This window comes from Pseudomonas entomophila (genome assembly GCF_023277925.1).
In the GTDB taxonomy this organism is placed as follows: Bacteria; Pseudomonadota; Gammaproteobacteria; order Pseudomonadales; family Pseudomonadaceae; genus Aquipseudomonas; species Aquipseudomonas entomophila_D.
In genome coordinates, this window is sequence record NZ_CP063832.1 from 1,271,350 (window position 1) to 1,294,916 (window position 23,567).

Below are 23,567 nucleotides of genomic sequence, written 5' to 3' on the forward strand. Positions count from 1 at the left end.
TGGTCATGCCCCGTAGCGCTCACTACTTACTCACGTACGTAGTTGCCCCAACTAGCGTGGGATTCGGGTGCTGACACATTGTATGGATTACCCGCTTCAAGGACAGAAGAAAATCACCATGTTTCACGATTCCGTTTCCATCGTCGCTGCCGCGCACAGTCCTTTTGGTCGCCTGGATGGCCTGAACCTCGAGGATTTGATCGTCAAGGTCACCCGTGACGCCCTGGCCGATGCCGCCATCGAGGCGGCCGAGATCGACGCGTTGTTCCTCGGCCACTTCAACTCGGGGCTGGTGGCCGATGGCTTTCCCGCCTCGCTGATGTTGCAGGCCGACCCGCAACTGCGCTTCAAGCCCGCCACCCGCTGCGAGAACGCTTGTGCCTCGGGGGCGGCGGCGATTCAGGCGGGGATCCACGCCATCCGCAGCGGCGCCGCCGAGCTGGTGCTGGTGGTGGGGGCCGAGAAGATGACCGGCAACAGCACGGTCGAGGTCACCCGGGCGCTGGCCGGCGCCGGTTACCAGAACGCGATGTCGGAAGCTGGGTTGAGCTTCGCCCAGCTGTTCGGCCAGGTGGCGCAGCAGTACACAGAGCGCTATCACAGCCCGCTGGCGTCCATGGCGGCGATCGCGGTGAAGAACCACGCCAACGCCATGGCCAACCCGCTGGCGCAGATGCACCGGGTGATGGACTTCGAGCACTGCAACAACCCGTCGCCGAGCAACCCGCTGATCGCGCCGCCGCTGCGCCTGACCGACTGCTCGCTGATCAGCGATGGCGCGGCGGCGATCATCCTGGCGTCGCCGCGCCGGGCGCGGTCGATGCGGCGCCAGGTGGCGATCCGTTCGATGGTGCAGGTCAACGACTTCCTGCCGTTGTCGCGCCGCGACATGCTGGCCTTCGAGGGGCCGCAACGGGCGATCCACGGGGCACTGCGCGAAACCGGCGTGACCCTGAACGACCTGAGCTTCGCCGAGGTCCACGACTGCTTCACCATCGCCGAACTGCTGATCTACGAAGCCATGGGCCTGGCCCCCAGAGGGGAAGGGCACCGCGCCATCGACGATGGCACCGTGCGCCCGGGCGGGCGCCTGCCGGTGAACCTGTCTGGCGGGCTCAAGGCCAAGGGGCACCCGGTGGGCGCCACCGGGGTGTCGATGCATGCCCTGGGCTTCGCCCAGCTGGTTGGCGAGCCCATTGGGCTGGGCGTGCCAGGTGCCGAGTTCGGGCTGCTGTTCAACATGGGCGGCATGGCGGTGGCCAACTACGCCAGTGTCCTGCAGGCGGTGCGGGTGTGACATGAACATCGCCAACTGGCTGTGCGACACGGCCCAGCGCTGGCCGCAACGCGCGGCGCTGTTCGAGGGCGCGCGCCAGGTGGCCGATTACCAGGCGTTCGCCGCGCGGGCCCGTGCTCGGGCCCTGCAACTGCGTCACGAATACGGCATCTCACCGGGCGACCGGGTGGCGCTGCTGATGAAGAACAGCTGCGGCTACCTGGAACTGCTGTACGCCATCTGGTGGAGCGGGGCGGTGGCGGTGCCGATCAACAGCAAGCTGCACGCCCTGGAAGCCGCCTGGATTGCCGGCAATGCCGGGGCCTGGCTGATCTATACCGATGACGGCCAGGTGTTCGATGGTATCGCCTTGCCGCTCGGTTGCCGGGAACTGGCCGCGTCCGGGCTGGGCGAACTTCAGCAGGTGGCGGGTGAGGAACTGCTGCGGCCGCACCCGCGCACAGACGCCGACCTGGCCTGGCTGTTCTACACCTCTGGCACCACCGGGCGCTCCAAGGGGGTGAAGCTGTCCCATGGCAACCTGGTCGCCATGTCCCTGTGCTACCCGCTGGATGTGGACACGGTGGGCGCGGACGATGCGGTGGTGTATGCCGCGCCGATCTCCCACGGCGCCGGGCTCTACAACTTCATCCATGTGCGCTGCGGCGCCCGGCATGTGGTGCCCGCGTCGCGCGGGTTCCAGGCGGCGGAGCTGTTCGAGTTGGCCCAGGCGCTGGGCAATGTCAGCCTGTTCGCCGCGCCAACCATGGTCAAGCGCATGGTCGAGCAGGCCCGGCAGCAGGGCTATGGCGGCGAAGGGCTGAAGACCATCGTCTACGGCGGCGGGCCGATGTACCTGGCCGACCTCGAACAGGCTTTGGACACCTTCGGCCCGCGCCTGGTGCAGATCTACGGCCAGGGCGAGTGCCCCATGACCATCAGCGCGCTGTCCCGCGAAGCCATCGCCGACCGTGCCAACCCCGATTGGCCGCGCATCGCCGCCTCGGTGGGGCGTGCCCAGGCCTGTGTCGAGGTGCAGGTGCTGGGGGCTGACGGACGCCCCTTGCCGCCTGGGGAAGCCGGCGAGATCGCCGTGCGCGGCGCGCCGGTGATGCAGGGCTATTGGGACAATCCGCAGGCCACCCGCGCCGCCCTGGTGGACGGCTGGCTGCTGACCGGCGACATTGGCCAGCTCGACGAGCAGGGCTACCTGACCCTCACCGACCGCAGCAAGGATGTGATCATCTCCGGTGGCAGCAACATCTACCCCCGGGAAGTGGAAGAGGTGCTGATGCAGCACCCCGGCGTATTCGAAGTGTGCGTGGTGGGTGAGGCCGACCCCGAATGGGGCGAGTCGGTGGTAGCCTTCGTGGTGCCGCGCAAGCCGGGTTGCCTACAGGCCCAGGCGCTCAACGACTGGTTCCTGGCGCGCATGGCCTCGTTCAAGAAACCGAAAAAATACCAGTTCTGCACAGAGCTGCCGAAAAACAGCTATGGCAAGATTCTCAAGACCCGCGTGCGCCAGTGGCTGCAAGACCCGAAAGGGGCCTTGAGCAGCCCCTGAAACACGCTATTCATGGACAGCAACACGACAGGAGTTCCCTTGATGGGCATGTCACCCAGCACCCCCCAGCGCCAGCGGCGCCGGGCGTTTCTCGGCGCCACCACCGGCCACTTGATCGAGTGGTATGACTACGGCGTCTACGGCTTCCTGGCCTTGTATATCGGCAAGGCCTTCTTCGTCTCCGACGACCCCACCAGCAGCCTGCTGGCCAGCTTCGCAGCCTTTGCCCTGAGCTTCTTCATCCGCCCCCTGGGCGGTTTGTTCTTCGGCCCCCTGGCAGACCGCATCGGCCGCCGCCGCACACTGATCACGGTGCTGGTGCTGATGGCCGGCTCCACTTTCCTGCTCGGCCTGTTGCCAACCTACGCCAGCATCGGCATCGCCGCGCCGGTGATCTTGGTGCTGATCCGCTGTGTGCAGGGCTTCTCCGCTGGCGGCGAGATCGGCACCATCACCAGCTTCATTTCCGAATACGCCGGCCCCGGGCGCCGTGGCTTCGCCACCTGCTGGCTGATGGTCACCGCAGTGCTTGGCCTGCTGCTGGGCGGCGCCGTGGCCAACGGCATGACCTGGGCCCTGGGCGCCGAGCTGATGCAGGACTGGGGCTGGCGGATTCCGTTCCTGCTTGCCGGGCCCCTGGGCTTCATTTCGCTGTATATCCGCCTGAAGCTGGAAGACAGCCCGGAGTTCATCGCCCTGGTGGAGGCCGGAGAAACCTCCAAGGCGCCGCTGCGCGAGGTGTGGCAGTGGAAGCGCGCGATCGCCCTGGTGTTTTTCATCATCACCCTGCACAGCTCGATCTTCTACCTGGTGCTGACCTTCGCCTCGACCTACATGTCCAATACCCTCAAGTTCGACAGCGGCACCACGTTGCTCTATGTGTTCGTCGCCAGCCTGTCGGCGGCGGTGGTGATGCCGTTTGGCGGCGCCTTCACCGACCGCTACGGGCGCAAGCCGTTCCTGATGGTGATCGGTGTCCTGGCGACCCTGGCCATGTACTGGTTCTTCAAGGCAGCGCCCGGCGCCAAACCGGCCACCTTGTTCTGGCCGCTGATGGCGGTGGCGATCCTGTTCGGGCTGTATGCGTCGTCGACCTATGCGTTGATGAGCGAGCTGTTGCCGACGCGCATTCGCTCCACCGGTATCGCCATGGCCTACAACATTCCTGTGGCGGTGTTCGGCGGCAGCGCGCCATTGATTTCCACCTGGCTGATCAAGGTGACCGGCGACATCACCGCGCCCTGGTATTTCTATGTGGCGACCGGGGTGGCGTCGTTGATTGCGCTGGTGGTGCTGCGCAAGGAAGATTTCGTGGCGTGTGCCCATGACGCGTCGCAGTCGGGCAATGTTGAACCGAGCCCTTTGAACCTGCGTTCGGTTTGATCCCGTGTAGGCGCCGGCCTTGCCTGCTTCGCCAGCAAGCTGGCTCCTACAGGAGAAATTCATCCGTCTTGACAGGAACTTGATAAACCCTGAAAGGAACGTTGAACGTCCCTCGCTAGCATGTTCCCCATACACACTAGCGAGTCATGAACATGTTCGAATCGAAATCCATCAGAAAAGTCCTCGGCGCCTCGTTCGCCTTCAACGCGATCCTGGCATCGACCCAGGCCGGCGCGACTGAAAAAAACGCGCAGGACAGCATCTGGGGTGACGAAACCAAAGTGACCGCAGGCTTCGCCCTGCACACCGCGCCGCGCTACTTCGGCGCCAAGGGCAGCCAGGGTCACTTGCTGCCATCGGTCACCGTCGAGCGCGGCATCTTCTTCGCCGACAGCCTGTCGGGCGTGGGCGTACAGTACCAGTCCGACAATGGCTTCAGCGCCAGCGCCGCCCTGGGCTACGACTTCGGTCGCGCCGACGGCGACAGCAAGTACCGCAATGGCTCGGACAGGCTGAAGGGGATGGGCGCGGTAGGGGGCGCGACAGTGGTCGACATCAACCTGGCCCAGCAGATTCTGCCCTGGCTGGCGGTCACCGCCGAGGCAGAATTGCGTACTGGTGGCTACAAGCGTGGCGACCGCTATCAGTTCGGCTTGCTGAGCACGTTGCACCAGAGCGACCGCGACACCGTCACCTTGAGCCTCAACGGCCATGCGGGGCAGGCGAAGTACAACCAGACCTACTTCGGCGTCACCGCCCAGCAAAGCGAGAACACGGTGTTCGAGCGCTTCAAGGCGGACCAGGGCATCTACGCCTACTCCAGCGAACTGTCGTGGATGCACCAGTTCGACCAGCACTGGTCGACCGTCGCCAGCGTGAATGTCATGCACTACACCGACCAGGTGCGCCAGAGCCCGATCATTCGCCAGGACACGCCGGTGACGTCGACCTTCGGTGTGCAGTACGTGTTCTGATTCCTAAGGCGCGCGGAACGCGTCTTCGATAAAGGCCTCGAGCGCCTGCGCCTCGAGGATCTCGATCGAGAAATGCCCGAAGCGCTTGGGCAGCCAGAGGATGCGCGCACCGGCAGGGGATTGCAGGTGTGCGCGGGCCAGCGGGTTGCCATTCTCGTCTTCGGGCTGCACGCCGTTGGCCATCAGCTGGTCATAGGCCTGCTCGATGTCTGGCGTGGAGTAGCAGTGGCGGTAGATCATGCCTTCGCCGTGGGTATCCAGCAGGTCCTTCAGGTTGCCTGTCAACGGCTGGACCAGCATGAAGCGTTCCTGGCCGAGCAGGGCGATCGCGTAGCGCACGTGCAGGCCGCCGCGTTCCCACACCAGTGTCCTGGAGATGCGAGCGCCCAGCACCTGGGCGTAATAGCCGCAGGCGGCCTCAAGGTCGGTGACCAGCACATCGACATGGCTGAACGTCAGGTCCATCGCATTGCGCTCCAGCTGCGGCTGCGCTCAGGGCTGCGCCGGTGTGTCGGGGGTCGGTTCGGCCTGTTGGCTGGCCTCGGCAGCCAGCTTCGCCCGGTCGGCCTTGGAAATGTAGGTGTTGCGGTTTTTCGGCGCCAGCTTGGCGCTGGCCTTCTTGGCGTGGGCTTTCAACAGCTGGTTGATCTTTTTGCGACGGTTCATGTTCTGTGATCGATAAGAGGCGTTTGAAGACTGTACCCGAGGGCAGCGGAACGCGCGATTATACTTCGCCTTGGCCGCTGGCTGGCCAGCTCGGGCCGACCAGCCACTGACGAATCGTCACATTCGAGGCACACCATCGCCTGGCTGGTACTCAGCACACCCGCGCATGGAGCGCATCGAGCCTGACAAGGAGTTGATCATGGGAAGTCAATCATTGCGTTCGGCCTGGATGAGCGCGCTGTTTTGGGGGGCGCTGGCAGCGTTTGCCAGCCAAGCCAGCGCCGAGCAAGTCTGTGCGTTGCCCGATACCGTGGAACCCGCGCCGCCACGCCCGGTGGACTACGTCAACAAGGACCTGCCCACGGACTACCTGGCCCTGGTGCTGTCCTGGTCGCCGGAGCACTGCGAGGCCCAGCGCAACAAACCCAAGGCGCAACGCGAGAAACACGCCTTCCAGTGTTTCTCTGGCAACCGCTTCGAATGGGTGGTGCATGGCCTGTGGCCGCAGAACGGCTATGCCCGCTCCGACCGGGATCATCCGCGTAACTGCCAGAGCGTCGGCTCGCTGCCGGCCGCGCTGGTCAAGCAGCACCTGTGCATGATGCCGGGCGCGGACCTGATGCAGAACGAATGGCAGGCCCATGGCACTTGCGGCTGGTCGTCCCCCGATCGCTACTTCGCCGATATCCAGCGGGTGTACGACACGCTGCGCCGGCCCACCACGCAAGAGATGCTGGGTACCGACCCAGGCCCGAACCAGCTGGTGGAGACCAAGGCGAGCACGATCAAGCAGGCCTTCCTGTCGCGCAACCCGGCGCTGCCCGCTCAGAGCCTGCGGGTTTCGGTGGGTTCGGGTAACCGCTTGAAGGAGCTCTGGGTCTGCCTCGACAAGCAGCTCGCGCCCATGCCGTGCCCGGCGGGCGGCACCCCTGACAGTCAGGCGATCAAGGTCCGGTCGCCTTATCAGTAGCCGTTGGAGGCCACAGGCAATCTGAGTGGCGTCAGCCCGCCTGGTATCGACGATCGTGTCCCCGCCAGCCTCGGGCACGCCACCGGACATTTCTTTACGCATTCTTTATGCCAGGCATTGTGCGTTGAGCCGATACTGGCGCCGTTTTTTCAAGCCCTCCGCATGCCTGCCTACACTCAGTATTTACGCGATACTGACGAGAAGTGATCTGTGAGCCAATCCGCAATCGTTGAGCATCAATCCCATCCGAACAAGAGCACTGGGGCCGGCCTTCTGATCGCCGCTGTCGGGGTGGTCTATGGCGATATCGGCACCAGCCCCCTGTACACGCTCAAGGAGGTGTTCTCCGGACACTTCGGGGTGCAGGCCAACATCGAAGGGGTGCTGGGCATCCTGTCCCTGGTGTTCTGGTCGCTGATCTGGGTGGTGTCGGTCAAGTACGTCCTGTTCATCCTGCGTGCCAGCAACCAGGGGGAAGGGGGGATCATGGCGCTGACCGCATTGGCCAGGCGGGCGGCACGTCCTTATCCGCGGCTGAGCAGGGTGCTGGTGCTGCTGGGGCTGTTTGGCGCCGCGCTGTTCTATGGTGACAGCATGATTACCCCGGCCATTTCCGTACTATCGGCGGTCGAGGGCTTGCAACTGGGCATCGACGGCATCGACCACTGGGTCGTGCCGTTGTCGGTGGTAGTGCTGGTGGGTCTGTTCGTGATCCAGAAGCACGGCACGGCACGCATCGGCATCCTGTTTGGGCCGGTCATGGTGCTGTGGTTCATGGTACTGGGGGGGCTCGGCGTCTACGGTATCGTGCAGCGGCCCGAGGTGCTGCAGGCACTCAATCCGGCATGGGCGGTACATTTTTTCGTCGCCCACCCAGGTGTCGGCGTCGCGATCCTGGGCGCGGTGGTACTGGCCCTGACCGGTGCCGAAGCGCTCTACGCCGACATGGGCCACTTTGGCCGCAAGCCAATTTCCCGCGCGTGGTTCATCCTGGTACTGCCGGGTCTGGTGCTCAACTATTTTGGCCAGGGCGCGCTGATCCTGAACAATCCGGCTGCCGTGCGCAACCCGTTCTACCTGCTGGCCCCCGAGTGGGCGCTGCTGCCAATGGTCGCCTTGGCCACCCTGGCCACGATCATCGCCTCGCAGGCGGTGATCTCCGGTGCTTTCTCGCTCACCCGCCAGGCCATCCAGCTGGGTTATGTACCGCGCATGTTCATCCAGCACACTTCCAGCGAGGAGCAGGGGCAGATCTACATAGGCATGGTCAACTGGGCGTTGATGGTCGGCGTGGTGCTGCTGGTGGTCGGCTTCGAGTCTTCCAGCGCTCTGGCGGCAGCCTATGGCGTTGCGGTGACCGGTACCATGCTGATCACCACGCTGCTGGCCTCGGCGGTGGTGTTGCTGCTGTGGAAGACCCCACGCTGGTTGGCCATTCCCTTTCTGCTGGGTTTCCTGCTGGTGGACGGCCTGTACTTCGCCGCCAACGCCCCGAAGATCCTCCAGGGCGGCGCCTTCCCGGTGATCGCCGGCCTGGCGCTGTTCATGCTGATGACCACCTGGAAGCGCGGGCGCAGCATCGTCGTCGAGCGGCTGGATGAAACTGCCTTGCCGCTGCCCTTGTTCATCGGCAGTGTGCAGGCGCAGCCACCCCATCGCGTGCAGGGCACGGCGGTGTTCCTCACCGCCCGGTCTGACGCGGTCCCCCATGCGTTGTTGCACAACCTGCTGCACAATCAGGTGCTGCACGAACAAGTGGTGTTGCTGACGGTAGTGTCGGAGGACTCGCCGCGGGTCACGGCCGACAAGCGTTTCGAGGTCGAGGCCTTTGGCCAGGGCTTCTTCCGGGTCAACCTGCACTTCGGTTTCATGGAGGAGCCTGACGTGCCCCTTGCCCTTAGCCAGAACAGCACGACGGAGCTGGACTTCAGCCCCATGCGCACCACCTACTTCCTGAGCCGGGAAACCGTGGTGCCGACCAAGCGGATCGGCATGGCCAAGTGGCGCGAGCACCTGTTCGCCTTTCTGCTGAAGAATGCCAACAGCAACTTGCGGTACTTCAAGCTACCGCTGAACAGGGTGATCGAGCTGGGTACCCAGGTCGAAATGTAAGGCGCGCTCAGGGGATAAACCGGTAGCCCACGCCGGTTTCCGTCACCAGGTGGCGGGGCTGCGAGGGATCGACCTCGACCTTCTTGCGCAACCCGCCCATGAACACCCGCAGGTAGGGGGTGTCGGTGGTGTGCGAGGGCCCCCAGACCGCCTTGAGTAGTTGCATATGGGTCAGCACACGGTTCGGGTGCGAGCACAGGTGCACCAGCAGGCGATATTCCAGCGGGGTCAGGTGCAGGGGCGCGCCTGATCGTTCGACGATGCGTCGTTCCAGGTCGATGCGCACCTCGCCGAATGCCAGCACGGCGGTACTCTCAGTCTCCTTGGTGTGACGACGCAGCAGGGCGCGCACGCGGGCAAGCAGTTCGCCGGTGCCGAAGGGCTTGACCAGGTAGTCGTCGGCACCGGTGTCCAGGGCCAGGATCTTGTCGGCCTCTGCGCCCCGCGCCGACAACACGATGATCGGCACCTGGGACCAGTTGCGCACATCGCGGATCAGGTCGACACCGTCCCCGTCGGGCAGGCCAAGGTCGAGCACGATCAGGTCAGGGCCTCGGGTCCCGGCATCGACCAGGCCACGATGGAAAGTGTCGGCTTCGAACACCACCAGCCCCTCGGTCTGCAGCGCCATGCGCACAAAGCGTCGTATTTCCTTCTCGTCCTCGATGACCAGCACCTGGGATACCGATTCGTTCACGGTACTTCCTCCTCTTGCAACCGGGCATCGAGCTCGGGCGGTTCTTCGCGGGGCAGGCGCAGGGTGAAGCAAGCGCCGCCCTGTGGGCGCGTCTCCCCCGTCAAGGTCGCGCCATGCATGGCGGCGATTGCCCTGCAGATGGCCAGTCCCAGCCCGACGCCAGGGATCGCGCTCTCCTTCTTGCCGCGCACGAATTTGCCGAACAGGGCCTCCTCGTGGCCGCGTGGCAGCCCGGGCCCCTCATCGGCGACCCACAGCTCGATGTACTCGCTGGTCATGCCGGCACCCACCGTAATCGGGGTCTGTGCGGCGGTGTACTTGATGGCGTTTTCCAAAAGGTTGATCAAGATGCGTTCGATCAACACCGCGTCGACATGGACCGGCGGCAGGTCGGCTGCCAGCTCGACGCGGACCGGATGGCCGCCCAGCGCCGGCTGCAAGGCGCGAAGTGCGCTGCCGACCACATCCTCGATGGGTTGCCACTGGCGGTTAAGCACCACTTTGCCGGCGTCCAGGCGGGCCATGTCCAGCAGGTTGTTGACCAGGGTGTTCATGCGCAACGCTGACTCACCGATGGCCGTGGCGATCTCGATCGCTTCGGTACCGAGCGCTGGGCGCGTGAGCTTCAGCGCCTCGGCCAGGCCCACCAACACCGACAAAGGGGTGCGCAGGTCGTGGGAGATCGCTGACAGCAGGGAGTTGCGCAGACGCTCGGACTCCATCTGCACGGTGGTGTCCTGGGCAATGTGGATGTAGTGGATGCGCTCCAACGAAATCGCCAGCAGCGAGGCGCAGGTGTCGAGCAGGCGACGCTGCTCCGGCTCCACCAGTCGGTTGCTGTCACGCGGTTGCACCGCCAGCACGCCACGGGCGCGCATGGGCGCCGACAGCGGCAGGTACAGGACCGGGCTGGAGGGCAGGGTATCGGTGCCATAGCCGGCGGCTTCGACCTTGTCGAATGACCATTGGGCGATGGCCGGGTCGATCTGTGGGGCGTCGCCGCTGCTCAGCGGCGCCTGTAGCCTGTTGTCGTCGTCCGCCACCAGCAGCGCGGAACGGGCGGTGAATTCGGACACCAGGAAATGCGCGGCGATCTCTGCCACCTGTTCAGCCATCAACGAACCGGACAGCTGTCGCGCCATGTCGTAGAGCGCGCGCATGCGCTGCTCGCGACGCTGTGCCACACGTGCCTGATAGGTCAGGCCGGCCGTCATCTGGCCGATGACCAGGGCCACGATGAGCATGACGCTGAAGGTCACCAGGTACTGGACGTCGGCAAAGGCGAAGGAGAATCGTGGCTCCACGAAGAAGAAGTCGAAGGCGGCCACCGACAGGAAGGCGGCAAGCACCGCCGGGCCGCGACCGAACCTGACGGCGATGGCGACCACCACCAGCAGGAACACCATGACGATGTTGGCCAGCTCCAGCACATGCACCAGCGGCATGGTCAGCAGCGCCGTCGCCGCGCACAGGACGGCGCTCCAGACATAGCCTGTCCAGGACACGCCCTGGCCAGGCCTGGCCAGGCTGTCGTCATCGTTTCTTGCCGGTTGGAGCGCCTGCAGGGACACCTGGATCACGTCCAGGTCGGCCCCGAGCCTGCCCACCTGGTCCGCCAGCCGGTGCGGGCGGTACCACGGCCTGCGCCGGTCGTCGCGGCCAAGGATGAGCTTGGACAGGTTGTGTTGGCGGGCGTACTTGACCAGCGTTTCGCCGACATCGTGGCCCGATAGCGTCGAAATCTGCGCCCCCAGTTCCTGGGCCAGCTTCAAGGTCGCCAGCACCCGCCGGTGGCGATCATCGGGCAGGCGTTGCAGGGCCGGGGTCTCGACAAACACCGCATGCCACGGTACATCCAGCTGGGCGGCCAGGCGTGCCGTCGAGCGCACGATCTTCTCGCCTTGATCGTAGGGGCCGATGCAGGCGAGCAGCGAATCCCGGGTACCCCAGACCGGCTTGACCGCACTGCTGTTGCGAAAGTTGAGCATCTCGCTGTCGACACGGTCAGCGGTGCGCCGCAAGGCCAGCTCACGCAAGGCGATCAGGTTGCCTTTGCGAAAGAAGTTCTGCACCGCCCGTTCGGCCTGGTGCGCCAGGTAGACCTTACCTTCCTTCAGACGCTGGAGCAGATCGTCCGGCGGCAGGTCGACGATGACCACTTCGTCGGCGGTGTCGAACACATGGTCGGGGACCGTTTCCCGGACACGGATCCCGGTAATGCCGCCGACGATGTCGTTCAGGCTCTCCAGGTGCTGCACGTTCATGGTCGACCAGACGTCGATGCCGGCGCCGAGCAGCTCCTCCACGTCCTGCCAGCGTTTCGGGTGGCGCGAGCCGGTGACGTTGGAGTGCGCCAGCTCGTCGATCAGGATCAGTTGCGGCTTGCGCTGCAGGGCGGCGTCCAGGTCGAACTCGCTGAGGGTGCGCTGCTTGTCGACCACCTGCCGCAGCGGCAGGCTGTCGAGCCCTTGGGTCAGGGCCACGGTCTCGGCGCGGCCATGGGTCTCGATCACGCCGATCAGCACATCGACCTGCTGCTGTTTCGCGGTCTGGGCCGCGGCCAGCATGGCGTAGGTCTTGCCGACGCCGGCGCTTGCGCCGAAAAAGATCTTCAATCGCCCGCGCGCTGCCAGCTTCTCGGTTTCTTTGAGCTGCGCCAGCAGCTGGTCCGGGTCCGGACGTTGTTCGGCCATCGAGCCCACCCTGTGTGCGTTGGCGCTCAGCGCAAGGCGTCGAGTGCCAGGTTCAAGGCCAGGACATTGACCCGAGGTTCGCCCAGCAGGCCCAGCAGTGCACCTTCGGCGTGCTCCCGGACCAGCTGCTCGACACGCGCCACCGGCACATTGCGCGCCTGGGCGATACGGTCGGCCTGGTAGAGCGCGGCGGCGACGCTGATGTGCGGATCAAGGCCACTGGCGGAACTGTAGACCAGGTCGGCGGGTACCGTCTGGCCGCCGCCCGGGTTGGTGGCACGCTGTATTTCGACGCGGTCCTTGATAGCCTGGGCCAGCGCCGGATTCAGCGGGCCCAGGTTCGAACCCGAGGAGGCGGCGGCGTTGTAGGGCATCGGGCTGGTCGCTGACGGCCGGCTCCAGAAATGCCCAGGGTCACTGAAAGACTGGCCGATCAGGGTCGAGCCAACGACCTTACCGTTCCGTTCCACCAGGCTGCCCGCCGCTTGGTCGGGAAACACCAGGCTGGTCACGGCCACGGTCACCAGCGGGTATGCCAGGCCAGTGAGCAGCGAGAGGGCAATGAATAGAATCAGGGCAGGGCGCAGCAAGGCGAACATGATGGCTCTCCTTCAGGCGAAACCGACGGCGTACAACGCCATGTCGATGAGCTTGATACCAAGGAACGGTACGACCATTCCCCCCAGCCCGTAGATCAGCAGATTGCGCCGCAGCAGCAGGGCGGCGCCGACCGGGCGGTACTTCACGCCTTTGAGTGCCAGGGGTATGAGGAACACGATGATCAGCGCATTGAAGATGACCGCCGACAGCACTGCTGAGTTCGGGCTGGTCAGCCCCATCACATTGAGTGCGGCGGCCTGCGGGTAGGTGGTGACGAACGCAGCCGGCACAATGGCGAAGTACTTGGCGATGTCGTTGGCGATCGAGAAGGTGGTCAGTGAGCCGCGGGTCATCAGCATCTGCTTGCCGGTTTCGACCACTTCGATCAGCTTGGTCGGATTGCTGTCCAGGTCGACCATGTTCCCGGCTTCCTTGGCCGCCTGGGTGCCCGAGTTCATCGCCACAGCCACGTCGGCCTGGGCCAGGGCCGGCGCGTCGTTGGTGCCGTCGCCGGTCATCGCCACCAGGCGACCTTCGGCCTGGTACTGGCGGATCAGCTGCAACTTCTGTTCCGGCGTGGCTTCGGCGAGGAAGTCGTCGACGCCCGCTTCGGCGGCGATGGCGGCGGCGGTGATGCGGTTGTCGCCGGTGACCATCACCGTCTTGATCCCCATGCGCCGTAGTTCGACGAAGCGTTCGCGGATGCCGCCCTTGACGATATCCTTGAGTTCGATCACCCCCAGCACCCGGGCGCCGTCGGCCACCACCAGTGGTGTGCTACCGCGCCGCGCAACGCTGTCGATCTGTGCTTGCACCGCGTCAGGAAAATTGCCGCCCAGGGCCTGTACATGGGCGAGCAGCGCGTCACCGGCACCCTTGCGTAGCTGGCGATCACCCAGGTTGACTCCGCTCATGCGGGTCTGTGCGCAGAAGTGCACGAAGTGCGCGTCCAGCGCCGCGATGTCGCGTTGGCGCAGGTTGAAGCGCTCCTTGGCCAGGACCACGATGCTGCGCCCCTCCGGCGTTTCATCGGCCAGCGAGGCCAGTTGCGCGGCATCGGCCAGTTCCGCTTCCTTGACTCCTGGTGCCGGCAGGAACGCCGAGGCATGGCGATTACCCAAAGTGATGGTGCCGGTCTTGTCCAGCAGCAGCACGTCCACGTCACCGGCGGCCTCTACGGCGCGGCCGGAAGTGGCGATCACGTTCGCCTCCATCATGCGGCTCATGCCGGCCACGCCGACCGCCGAGAGCAGGCCGGCGATGGTGGTGGGGATCAGGCATACCAGCAGTGAAATCAGCACGGTGATCGACACTGGCGTGCCGGCCTGCGCTGCCTGAACACCGAACAGCGAGTAGGGCAGCAGGGTCACGGTGACGCCGAGAAAGACGATGGTCAGGGCCACCAGCAGGATAGTCAGGGCGATCTCGTTCGGGGTCTTCTGCCGCTTGGCGTTCTCGACCATGGCGATCATGCGGTCGACGAAGGTCTCACCGGGGTTGGTGGTGATGCGGATGACGATCCAGTCCGAGAGCACGCGGGTACCGCCGGTCACCGCCGAGAAGTCGCCGCCGGACTCACGGATCACCGGCGCCGACTCGCCGGTGATGGCCGATTCGTCCACCGAGGCCGCGCCCTCGATCACCTCGCCATCGGCCGGGATGATCGAGTCGGCCAGGTCGCCGGCCTCGACCACCACCACATCGCCTTTGCACAGGCCGCTGGACTGCGCCAGTTGCCACTCGGCACCGTAGCGCGGCTCACGCAACTTCTTCGCCCAGGTCTCTTTCTTCAGGCTGCGCAGCGAAGCCGCCTGGGCCTTGCTGCGGCCTTCGGCCAATGCCTCGGCGAAATTGGCGAACAGCACGGTGAACCACAGCCACAGGGCGATGGCGAGGATGAAGCCGGTGCCGGCCTCGCCATGGCCGGCCAGCGCCTGGGCCCATAGCCCGGTGGTGATCAGCGCGCCGACATAGACGACGAACATCACCGGGTTGCGCCACTGCACCTGCGGGTCGAGCTTGCGCAGGGCGTCGAGCAGGGCCGGGCGGATGAGCCTGGCATCGAACAGGGAGAACGCTTTGCGTGTCATGTCCGGTCTCTCACTGGATCATCATGATGAGGTGCTCGACCACTGGCCCCAGGGCCAATGCCGGGACGTAGTTCAGCAGGCCGACCAAAAGCACCGTGCCGATCAGCAGTACGACGAACAGCGGCCCGTGGGTGGGCATGGTGCCGGCGGTGACGCCGAGGCGCTTCTTCGCCGCCAGGCTGCCGGCCACCGCGAGCACGGGGACGATCACGCCGAAGCGGCCGAACCAGGTCATCAGGCCCAGCAGGGTGTTGTAGAAGGGCGTGTTGGCCGACAACCCGGCGAAGGCGCTGCCGTTGTTGTTGGCGGCGGAGGTGAAGGCGTACAGCACTTCGCTGAAGCCATGGCCGCCGGGGTTGGCGATACCGGCGCGGCCGGCTTCGGCCATCACCGCGATGGCGGTACCGAACAGCACCAGTAGCGGCGTCACCAGGATGGCGATGGCGACCATCTTCATCTCGTAGGCTTCGATCTTCTTGCCCAGATATTCCGGGGTGCGGCCGATCATCAGGCCGGCGATGAACACGGCGAGGATGGCGAACACCAGCATGCCGTAGAGGCCCGAGCCTGTGCCGCCGAACACCACTTCGCCCAGCTGCATCAGCACCAGCGGCACGGCGCCACCCAGCGGCGTGAAGGAGTCATGCATGGCGTTGACGGCGCCGCAGGAGGCCGCGGTGGTCACCGCCGCGAACAGGCTGGAGGCGTTGATGCCGAAACGGACCTCCTTGCCCTCAAGGTTGCCGGCCGTGGTGTCCAGGCCCAGCCCGGCGAACTGAGGGTTGCCCAATTGTTCGTAGTGGGTGACGGTGACCACGGCGATCACGAAGATCACCACCATCGTCGCCAGCAGCGCCCAGCCCTGGCGAATGTCGCCGACGATGTGCCCGAACACGAAACACAGCGCCGTGGGGATGAGGAAGATCACCAGCATCTGCACGAAGTTGCTCAGGGGCGTGGGGTTTTCGTACGGGTGCGCCGAGTTGGCGTTGAAGAAGCCGCCGCCGTTGGTACCGAGTATCTTGATGGCCTCCTGCGAGGCCACCGGGCCCATGGCGAGGGTCTGTGTATGGGTGGTAACGGTCTTCAGGACCGGACTGCCCTGGGCATCGAGCGTCGGCTGGCCGGCCTCATTGGTGACCGGAACCTGATACTGGACGGACTCCAGTGTAGAGACCTCCTTGTACGGCTCGAGGTTCTGGATCACGCCTTGGCTGACGAAGAACAGGGCGAGGATCAGCGATAGCGGCAGCAGCACCCACACCGTGACGCGGGTCAGGTCGATCCAGGCGTTGCCGATGCTGTCCGCGTTGTGGCGGGCGAACCCGCGGATCAAGGCGATGGCCACGACGATGCCAGTTGCCGCAGAGAAGAAGTTCTGCACCGTTAGCGCCAGCATCTGGGTGAGGTAGCTCATCGTCGTCTCGCCGCTGTAGCCCTGCCAGTTTGTATTGGTGACGAAGCTGGCGGCCGTGTTGAAGGCTGAGTCGGGCGTTACCGCTGGCATGCCTTGCGGGTTGAACGGCAACCAGCCCTGCAGGCGTTGCAGGGCATAGACGGCGATCAGCCCCAGGGCGTTGAACAGCACCAGCGCGAGAGCGTACTGCAGCCAGGTCATCTGCGCGTCCAGGCGCACACCAGCCAGGCGATAGAGTGGCGATTCGATGCGCGTACAGAGGTTGAACCGGCCTTCCATCACGGCCGTGAGGTAGCGCCCCAGGGGCCAGGCGAGTAGGCCGAGGACGAGCAGGAAGGTTACCAGGAGGATCCAGGCTTGACCGTTCACAGGAAGTCCTCCGCAAACAGCAGGGCCGCGACAAGGTAGACCAGCAAACCGAAGGCAATCAGGCCGCCCAGCAGGTAAAGGCCGCTCATGATGGCCTCCGGTTCAGTGCCGCGCATCCCTTGGCCAGGCCGACGATGCTGAGCACGAAGAAGGCACCAAGTGCGATGAAGATCAGGTCCATGGCGTTTCCTCCAGTGATGGGGGAAGGCTAGTAGTCCTCGGCGCAAGATGTCAGAAGGATTGTGGCCATGGGGATAAAAATCCCATAAAGGCCTTGTGTCTGGATTGACCGTGCCTGGTCAGACACTCAGTTGCAGGAACTCACGCTCCCAGGCACTGATCACTTGCCGGTAGTTCCGGTGTTCGGCGCGCTTCACCGCGACATAGCCTTGCACGAATCGGCTGCCGAGATGCTCCTTAAGGGCGTCGCAATGCTCCATCCGGGCCAGCGCCTCTTCGAGCGTGTTTGGCAGGCGCAGGTCACCCTGGTCGTAGGCACGCCCTTGCGCGGGGACGGTGGGCTGGATCTGTTCAAGCATGCCGAGGTAGCCGCACAACAGGCTGGCGGCCAGCGCCAGGTAAGGGTTGGCGTCGGCGCCGGGCAGGCGGTTTTCCACGCGCATCGCTGCTGGCGTGGAGGCGGGTACACGCAGGCCGACGGTACGGTTCTCGGTGCCCCAGGCGACGTTCACCGGCGCGCAGTTTTCCGGCAGGAAACGGCGGAACGAATTCACATTGGGCGCGAACAGCGCCAGCACGTCCGGAATGTAATGCTGCAGGCCGCCGATATAGTGGAGGAAGCGCTCGCTCATGGCGCCGTCGTCATGGGCGAACAAGTTCTTGCCGGTAGTCATGTCCAGCACACTCTGGTGGATGTGCATGGCGCTGCCGGCTTCATTGGCGATGGGCTTGGCCATGAAGGTGGCGCTGACGCCATGCCTGATCGCGGCCTCGTGCAGCGAGCGCTTGAACACGATGAGCTGGTCGGCCAGGCGCAGCGGGTCACCGTGACGGAAGTTGATTTCCATCTGTGCGGGGCCACTTTCATGGACCAGGGTGTCGAGGTCCAGGCCCTGCGCCTCGCACCAGAGGTAGAGGTCCTCGAACAGGGGCGCGAATTCGTTGGTGGCATCGATGGAGAAACTCTGCCGGCCTCGCTCCGGGCGGCCCGAACGGCCGTCGGGTGCCTCGAGGGGCAGGTCGGGGTCGAGGCAGCGCTTGGTCAGGTAGAACTCGAGCTCAGGAGCGACCACCGGCTTCCAACCGTTGTTGGCATACAGGCCCAGGACGCGTTTGAGCACATTGCGTGGCGACAGTTCGATGGGATTGCCGAATTTATCGAAGGTGTCGTGGATGACCAGGGCGGTCGGCTCTTTCAGCCAGGGCATGACGTAGATGGCCTCAGGGGCAGGGCGGCAGAACATGTCGACCCCCGCCTCATCGAGCAACGCATAGAAGGCCTGGTCGTCGACGAAGTCGCCGGTCACGGTCTGCAGCAGGACGCTCTCCGGCAAGCGCATGCCACCTTCCTCGAGGAAGCGGCCGGTGGAGGCGATCTTGCCACGGGCGATGCCGGTTAAGTCGCTGATCATGCATTCGACTTCGCTGATGCCCTGTTGCTTGAGCGGGCGTTCCAGTGATAGGTCGGGAATGTTCATGCAAGCCTCGGGCTGTTTCATCGTTCATCCTTGAAGGGGGCAAGGATCAGGGCGCCCATCGGTGCCCTGATCGCTTGCAGTGCAGCGCATCAGAACATCAGGCCGGTTTCCACGAGGGCGCGGACCTGGTCCCGCTGGTTTCCGTTGTCACCGAACGCCGATCCCTCGGCGGTGCTTTCGGCCTTGACGTAGGCCAACTCGGCCCGGGCGAAGAAGGGCCCGCTGCGGTAACTGGGCGTGGCGGTCAGTGACCACGCGCCCGAGCCCGGCCCATAGAGTAGGTTGGTCGGCGCGCAGGTGTCGTCCAACCCGCATTCCCCGCCTTTGCTGTCGATGTACTCGGCACGCAAGCCCAGGGCCCAGTGTTCATCGAAGCTGTACTTGCCCAGGATCGCGGCGCCGTAGGTTTCTGCGGCGGCGTCGATGCCGATGTCGCGGTCCTTGTCGACGCGGGTGTACTGCAGGTACGGGCTCAGGCTGAAGTCGCCGTCGGTGTGGGTGTAGATCAGGTTGTAGATCTGGCTGTTGTTCTGCGCCGTGGGGGTGGCGATCGATGATTTGGAGTGGCTGGAAAGGCTGCCTCCACCGACGAATGTCAGGGTGTTGCTGGCATCGAAGGCATAGGCCAGGCTGGTGCTGACCCAGTTGTACTTGTCGGAATAGAAGCCATCGTTGACCGAAAGGCTGCCACTGAGCTGGTCACCGGCATAGTTCAACTGGATGCCACGGCTGATCGCCGGCTCTTGGTTCCACAGCAGGCCACGCTGGATATTGATGTTCTGGAAGGTGAAGGTCGACTCCGCGCCGATCAGTGTCGGCAGCGAACCGGCCATGATCGAGAAGCGCTCGCCGATGGGGGCTTTCAGGTAGCCAACGGGCAGGTTCCCGTAGAGCTCATCGGTGGCCTTGCTCGCCTTCATGTAGGCGCTGCCCAGCGAGGGCAGCGCGTAGCTGCCAGCCTGAAGGTAGAACTGCAGCGGCCCTTCGACGGTCTGGATCTCGACCTGGGCGTTGCTCAGGTCGGTACGGAAGGTGTCATTGCCGTTGCCGGGGGCATCGACCACATGGTTCTGCCAGATACCAAGCCCCGACAACTGGCCGCTGACATAGACCTTGCCCAGCAGCTTGGTATCCAGGGCGAAGGGATTGTCGTTCACCGGCAGGGTGCTGGCGGTCGACGGCGAGGCCAGCGGGGCGGCGAGTGCCGGCCCAGCCATGAGCAGCATCACGAACCCCAGGCGGGCAGGGAGCCAGACCAGGAGCCCTGGCTTGCAGGTGTGAGCGAAGGGGGGGGTTGGGTTCACGCGATGGAAGGTGTGGACGTGCAGCTTCATGTAGCTCTCTCGATACTCCGAAGACGTGGCGAAAGGTTATTGATTCGCGTGTCAAGTTGCTGTCGCTTTCCAGAGTGGCCCCGTAAATTCTTGATAAAGCGCTCTGGCCTGGCACTCTTCGAGGTATGGTCGCCAGCGGACATGTGCCGCCTGTGTGTGTAGGACTTCACCTTCAGGAAGAGTGAGAGAATCAAGGTTGTACTGGATGAATATCCAGTGCTTGTTGGCTTTTCCGCTCCCAGCTTGTCTCAACGCTGAAAATGGCCCCGTGGACAGAAAATCCAGCTCCGTTAGTTTGAAGGCCTCTCCGCTGGAAACGGAGAGTTCTCAAACCAAATGGAGCTACAACGATGAACCAACCACAATCGCAATCCCCACTTCGCCACGGCCGCGTCATGTCCCCGGCCTCCCGCGGCGCCGTCGCCATCGACCTCGGCCTGCTCGGTGGCTGGCAGGTCAACGAAATGGAAGGCGGCAAGAACTTCCCGGCCCTGGCCGCCGGCCCGTTCCCGGCGCCGTTCGAGACCGACAGCCCAAGCGTCGCGCCACCCGCCGATGGCTACATCCTCAGCGGTGGCAAGGCCGATGCCCGTGACTGCGTCAACTTCACCGACGAGGAGATGAGCAAGAAGCTCAACCGCGCCTTCACCTGGCCGCTGCTCAACGTCGACCCAGGCCAGCTGTTCAAGGTGAACTGGGTGTACACCGCGCCGCACACCACCCGTGGCTACCGCTGGCTGATCACCAAGGATGGCTGGGACCCGAAACAGCGCATCACCCGCGCCCAGTTGGAGGCCAAGCCGTTCGCCGAGGACTTCTACCCGCAGGTGCCGTACTACAGCCATGCCGGCGAGTTGAAGGCCAAGATCGATCACGAAGTGAAGCTGCCTTCGAACAAGAAGGGCCGTCACGTCATCGTGCTGATGTGGATCGTGGCCAACACCGGCAACGCCTTCTACCAGGCCTTCGACGTCGACTTCCAGTAAGCCGGCGGATATTCCACACGTTCTGAAGGACTAGAACATGTCTACGTTTGACTTCACCCAACTGAAAACGGCGGAGGATGCCGCTTCGAAAATGCCGAGCCTGGCCGGCAAGAAAATCCTCATGGGCTACTGGCACAACTGGCCGGCCGGCCCCGCCGATGGCTACCAGCGCGGGCAGTTCGCCAACATGAGCCTGGAGGATGTGCCGCGGGACTACAACGTGGTGGCCGTGGCGTTCATGAAGGGCAGCGGTATTCCAACCTTCAAGCCCTACAACCTGTCCGACGCCGAGTTCCGTCGCCAGGTGGGCGTGCTGAACAGCCAGGGCAGGGCGGTGCTGATGTCCCTGGGCGGTGCCGATGCGCATATCGCACTGAACCCAGGCCATGAACAGCCACTGGCCAATGAGATCATCCGCCTGGTGGAAACCTACGGCTTCGATGGGTTGGACATCGACCTTGAACAGAGCGCGATTGACTTCGCTGCCAACAAGACTGTCCTGCCCGCCGCGCTGAAACTGGTCAAGGACCACTACGCCGCCGAGGGCAAGCACTTCATCATCAGCATGGCGCCGGAGTTCCCCTACCTGACCGCCGCTGGCCGCTACGTGCCCTACCTCCAGGCACTGGAAGGCTACTACGACTTCATCGCGCCGCAGTTCTACAACCAGGGCGGCGACGGGCTCTGGGTCGAGGAGGCCAACAACGGGCGCGGCGCGTGGATTGCCCAGAACAACGACGCGATGAAAGAGGACTTCCTCTACTACATGACCGAAAGCCTGGTCAGTGGTACCCGCGGTTTCACCAAGATCCCGGCCGACAAGTTCGTCATCGGCCTGCCGGCCAACGTCGATGCCGCGGCCACCGGCTACGTGATCAACCCGACGGCGGTGTCCAACGTGTTCAAGCGGCTTTATGCCAAGGGCATTTCGATCAAGGGCCTGATGACCTGGTCGGTCAACTGGGACAGCGGGGTGAACAAGAACCACGTGCCCTACAACCAGGAGTTCAGCCGACGCTACGGGCCGTTGACCAGCGGCAGCAACCAGGCTGTGTCGGCGCAGGACGCGCCGTAAGTGCAGACGGCTGAGTAACACGCGATCAAGGCAACATCCGGCAGACGTGCCGGATGTGCCACGGATTTGATTGTCGAGGCCAATCAATCGGAATCCGATGCCGCAAGGCATCGGATTTTTGCCGTGACTCGCCGAGGTATCGAAGCGCCAGACCAGATGTCCGAAAATGGCGAGCCTCATCGCTGCCCAAGGCATAGGATGTCCTCCATGCCAAACATCATCGATCCCCCCGAAAGCGATGCCTGCTACCTGGCCGTGAAGGCGCATGATGCCCGTTTCGACGGTGCCTTCTTCGCGGCGGTGACCAGCACGGGCATCTATTGCCGGCCGGTGTGCCGGGTGAAGACGCCACGGCGCGAGAATATCCGTTTCTACCGCCACGCCGCCCAGGCTGAGGCCGCGGGGTTCAGGCCCTGTCTGCGCTGCCGGCCGGAGCTGGCGCCGCGCGCGGCCGCGTGGAGTACCGAGGACGCGTCGCGCATCCTGGCGCTGCAGGCGGCGCGGCTGATGGATGAACCGGAAGCCTTGCCGGGCGTGACGGGGACGGGCTCGATGGTCGCCATCGCCAACCATTTGGGCGTGAGCGACCGCCACCTACGGCGCATCTTCGAGACACATTTCGGTGTTTCGCCCCTCCAGTACCTCCAGACGCGACGGTTGCTGGCGGCCAAGCAATTGATCGCCGACACGCAATTGCCAATGACCCAGGTGGCCTTGTCCAGCGGGTTTGGCAGCGTGCGTCGGTTCAACGATGCGTTTTACCAGCACTACGGCCTGAACCCGAGTGCGCTGCGCCGCGCCAAGGCCTCGCCGGGCGGGCAGGGCGTCAGCGTGCGCTTGGGCTGGCGCCCACCTTATGACGTGGAGGCCATGCTAGGCTTCCTGCGCCTGCGCGCGATACCCGGTGTGGAATGCGTGGAGGGACTGCAGTACTCGCGCACCCTTCGCTTCGGCAAGGGCAAGCACGAACACAGCGGCTGGTTACAGGTGCACTTCGACGAGGCACATGCCCAGGTGCTGGTCACGATCAGCGAGTCTCTGGCAATCGTGCTGCCCACGCTGATCAATCGCGTGCGCTGCGCCTTTGACCTGGATGCTGATCCGGGCGCCATTCACTGTGTCTTGCACGCCACGTTCCCGTCGGGCGAGGGCGTGCGCGTCCCCGGGGCGATGGACGGATTCGAACTGGCGGTGCGCGCCGTGCTCGGTCAGCAAGTCACCGTGGCCGCCGCGCGCACGCTGGGTTCGCGCCTTGCCAGCGCATTCGGTGCACCTGTTGAAACCCCCGTTCCAGGCCTTGGCCGCCTGTTCCCCACGCCGGCCGCGCTGGTAGCGTCCAGCGGCGATGCGCTTGGCCGGCTGGGCATCACCCGCCAGCGTCAGGCCGCGCTCAAGGCCTTGGCCGAGGCCGTGGAGGAGGGGCGCCTCGTCTTGAGCCCCGGTGTGGATGTTGCCGCGACGTGTGCCCAGTTGCGGGCATTGCCCGGCATCGGCGACTGGACGGCCCAGTACATCGCCTTGCGCGCGCTGCGCTGGCCCGATGCCTTCCCGGCCGGCGATGTGGCGTTGCAAAAAGCGTTGGGTGTGAGCACTGCCCGCGCTGCCACTCAGGCGGCGGAGGGCTGGCGGCCCTGGCGTGGTTATGCGGTGTTGCGCGCCTGGTTGGGGTTGGCGGACACAACACGATGACGTGCGAGGCGATC

18 protein-coding genes and 1 pseudogene are annotated in these 23,567 nt (G+C 64.6%); 9 read left to right on the forward strand and 10 right to left on the reverse strand.

What is annotated here, in order from left to right; genetic code table 11:
- The first annotated feature begins 118 nt into the window (after positions 1-118).
- From IM733_RS05705 to IM733_RS05720, 4 genes are all read left to right on the forward strand, one after another.
- Positions 119-1,297 (forward strand): acetyl-CoA acetyltransferase, encoded by a 1,179-nt coding sequence (locus tag IM733_RS05705; RefSeq protein WP_011533742.1) that lies wholly within the window; start codon positions 119-121, stop codon positions 1,295-1,297.
- Between the two features lies 1 nt (position 1,298).
- A complete protein-coding gene (locus IM733_RS05710; protein WP_248919941.1) occupies positions 1,299-2,840 on the forward strand; it encodes a class I adenylate-forming enzyme family protein in 1,542 nt (513 codons plus the stop codon).
- A 42-nt stretch (positions 2,841-2,882) separates the two neighbouring features.
- The gene (locus tag IM733_RS05715; protein ID WP_248919942.1) at positions 2,883-4,223 is read left to right on the forward strand and encodes an MFS transporter; all 1,341 of its coding nucleotides are present in this window, start codon (positions 2,883-2,885) and stop codon (positions 4,221-4,223) included.
- A 152-nt stretch (positions 4,224-4,375) separates the two neighbouring features.
- The gene (locus IM733_RS05720; RefSeq protein WP_248919943.1) at positions 4,376-5,197 is read left to right on the forward strand and encodes a MipA/OmpV family protein; all 822 of its coding nucleotides are present in this window, start codon (positions 4,376-4,378) and stop codon (positions 5,195-5,197) included.
- Positions 5,198-5,200: 3 nt separating this feature from the next.
- Here IM733_RS05720 and IM733_RS05725 read toward each other — a convergent pair whose 3' ends face one another.
- Entirely contained in the window at positions 5,201-5,662 is a 462-nt protein-coding gene (locus IM733_RS05725; protein ID WP_248919944.1) for a VOC family protein, read from the reverse strand.
- Between the two features lie 27 nt (positions 5,663-5,689).
- A complete protein-coding gene (locus IM733_RS05730; protein ID WP_213660948.1) occupies positions 5,690-5,863 on the reverse strand; it encodes a DUF2986 domain-containing protein in 174 nt (57 codons plus the stop codon).
- Positions 5,864-6,062: 199 nt separating this feature from the next.
- Here IM733_RS05730 and IM733_RS05735 point away from each other — a divergent pair, with 199 nt between their 5' ends.
- Together IM733_RS05735 and IM733_RS05740 are read left to right on the forward strand one after the other, a co-directional pair.
- Positions 6,063-6,833 (forward strand): ribonuclease T2 family protein, encoded by a 771-nt coding sequence (locus tag IM733_RS05735; RefSeq protein WP_248919945.1) that lies wholly within the window; start codon positions 6,063-6,065, stop codon positions 6,831-6,833.
- Between the two features lie 210 nt (positions 6,834-7,043).
- Entirely contained in the window at positions 7,044-8,945 is a 1,902-nt protein-coding gene (locus IM733_RS05740) for a potassium transporter Kup (protein WP_248919946.1), read from the forward strand.
- A gap of 7 nt (positions 8,946-8,952) precedes the next feature.
- Here IM733_RS05740 and IM733_RS05745 read toward each other — a convergent pair whose 3' ends face one another.
- From IM733_RS05745 to IM733_RS05780, 8 genes are all read right to left on the reverse strand, one after another.
- The gene (locus tag IM733_RS05745) at positions 8,953-9,642 is read right to left on the reverse strand and encodes a response regulator (RefSeq protein ID WP_248919947.1); all 690 of its coding nucleotides are present in this window, start codon (positions 9,640-9,642) and stop codon (positions 8,953-8,955) included.
- Positions 9,639-12,335, reverse strand: coding sequence for a two-component system sensor histidine kinase KdpD (gene kdpD / locus IM733_RS05750; protein ID WP_248919948.1), 2,697 nt, complete (start codon positions 12,333-12,335; stop codon positions 9,639-9,641). The genes IM733_RS05745 and kdpD overlap by 4 nt, the downstream gene beginning before the upstream one ends.
- A 26-nt stretch (positions 12,336-12,361) precedes the next feature.
- Positions 12,362-12,934, reverse strand: a complete 573-nt coding sequence (gene kdpC / locus IM733_RS05755) for a potassium-transporting ATPase subunit KdpC (protein WP_248919949.1) — start codon at positions 12,932-12,934, stop codon at positions 12,362-12,364.
- A 12-nt stretch (positions 12,935-12,946) separates the two neighbouring features.
- A complete protein-coding gene (gene kdpB, locus IM733_RS05760) occupies positions 12,947-15,025 on the reverse strand; it encodes a potassium-transporting ATPase subunit KdpB (protein ID WP_248919950.1) in 2,079 nt (692 codons plus the stop codon).
- Between the two features lie 10 nt (positions 15,026-15,035).
- Positions 15,036-16,811 (reverse strand): potassium-transporting ATPase subunit KdpA, encoded by a 1,776-nt coding sequence (gene kdpA / locus IM733_RS05765; protein ID WP_248919951.1) that lies wholly within the window; start codon positions 16,809-16,811, stop codon positions 15,036-15,038.
- Positions 16,808-16,900: a K(+)-transporting ATPase subunit F gene (kdpF, locus tag IM733_RS05770; protein WP_248919952.1), complete on the reverse strand. Its 93-nt coding sequence runs from the start codon at positions 16,898-16,900 to the stop codon at positions 16,808-16,810. Before kdpF ends, kdpA begins: the two co-directional genes overlap by 4 nt.
- A gap of 210 nt (positions 16,901-17,110) precedes the next feature.
- Positions 17,111-18,469, reverse strand: coding sequence for a glutamine synthetase family protein (locus IM733_RS05775; protein ID WP_248921121.1), 1,359 nt, complete (start codon positions 18,467-18,469; stop codon positions 17,111-17,113).
- An 89-nt stretch (positions 18,470-18,558) separates the two neighbouring features.
- Complete coding sequence (locus IM733_RS05780) at positions 18,559-19,803, reverse strand: porin (RefSeq protein WP_248919953.1); 1,245 nt, start codon at positions 19,801-19,803, stop codon at positions 18,559-18,561.
- Positions 19,804-20,153: 350 nt separating this feature from the next.
- Between IM733_RS05780 and IM733_RS05785 the strand changes: the two genes are divergently transcribed.
- From IM733_RS05785 to IM733_RS05795, 3 genes and pseudogenes are all read left to right on the forward strand, one after another.
- Positions 20,154-20,789 (forward strand): lytic polysaccharide monooxygenase auxiliary activity family 9 protein, encoded by a 636-nt coding sequence (locus IM733_RS05785; protein WP_248919954.1) that lies wholly within the window; start codon positions 20,154-20,156, stop codon positions 20,787-20,789.
- A gap of 37 nt (positions 20,790-20,826) precedes the next feature.
- Positions 20,827-21,819 (forward strand): annotated as a pseudogene (locus IM733_RS05790) (chitinase); the annotation flags it as partial.
- A gap of 252 nt (positions 21,820-22,071) precedes the next feature.
- Entirely contained in the window at positions 22,072-23,553 is a 1,482-nt protein-coding gene (locus IM733_RS05795; RefSeq protein WP_248919955.1) for an AlkA N-terminal domain-containing protein, read from the forward strand.
- The last annotated feature ends 14 nt before the right edge of the window (positions 23,554-23,567 follow it).

Excerpts from the sequence above, each read along its gene's own strand:
- IM733_RS05705 (WP_011533742.1), top strand. The coding sequence starts at position 119 with ATGTTTCACGATTCCGTTTCCATCGTCGCTGCCGCGCACAGTCCTTTT.
- IM733_RS05710 (WP_248919941.1), top strand. The coding sequence starts at position 1,299 with ATGAACATCGCCAACTGGCTGTGCGACACGGCCCAGCGCTGGCCGCAA.
- IM733_RS05715 (WP_248919942.1), top strand. The coding sequence starts at position 2,883 with ATGGGCATGTCACCCAGCACCCCCCAGCGCCAGCGGCGCCGGGCGTTT.
- IM733_RS05720 (WP_248919943.1), top strand. The coding sequence starts at position 4,376 with ATGTTCGAATCGAAATCCATCAGAAAAGTCCTCGGCGCCTCGTTCGCC.
- IM733_RS05725 (WP_248919944.1), bottom strand. The coding sequence starts at position 5,662 with ATGGACCTGACGTTCAGCCATGTCGATGTGCTGGTCACCGACCTTGAG.
- IM733_RS05730 (WP_213660948.1), bottom strand. The coding sequence starts at position 5,863 with ATGAACCGTCGCAAAAAGATCAACCAGCTGTTGAAAGCCCACGCCAAG.
- IM733_RS05735 (WP_248919945.1), top strand. The coding sequence starts at position 6,063 with ATGGGAAGTCAATCATTGCGTTCGGCCTGGATGAGCGCGCTGTTTTGG.
- kdpD (WP_248919948.1), bottom strand. The coding sequence starts at position 12,335 with ATGGCCGAACAACGTCCGGACCCGGACCAGCTGCTGGCGCAGCTCAAA.
- kdpC (WP_248919949.1), bottom strand. The coding sequence starts at position 12,934 with ATGTTCGCCTTGCTGCGCCCTGCCCTGATTCTATTCATTGCCCTCTCG.
- kdpB (WP_248919950.1), bottom strand. The coding sequence starts at position 15,025 with ATGACACGCAAAGCGTTCTCCCTGTTCGATGCCAGGCTCATCCGCCCG.
- kdpF (WP_248919952.1), bottom strand. The coding sequence starts at position 16,900 with ATGAGCGGCCTTTACCTGCTGGGCGGCCTGATTGCCTTCGGTTTGCTG.
- IM733_RS05775 (WP_248921121.1), bottom strand. The coding sequence starts at position 18,469 with ATGAACATTCCCGACCTATCACTGGAACGCCCGCTCAAGCAACAGGGC.
- IM733_RS05780 (WP_248919953.1), bottom strand. The coding sequence starts at position 19,803 with ATGAAGCTGCACGTCCACACCTTCCATCGCGTGAACCCAACCCCCCCC.
- IM733_RS05785 (WP_248919954.1), top strand. The coding sequence starts at position 20,154 with ATGAACCAACCACAATCGCAATCCCCACTTCGCCACGGCCGCGTCATG.
- IM733_RS05795 (WP_248919955.1), top strand. The coding sequence starts at position 22,072 with ATGCCAAACATCATCGATCCCCCCGAAAGCGATGCCTGCTACCTGGCC.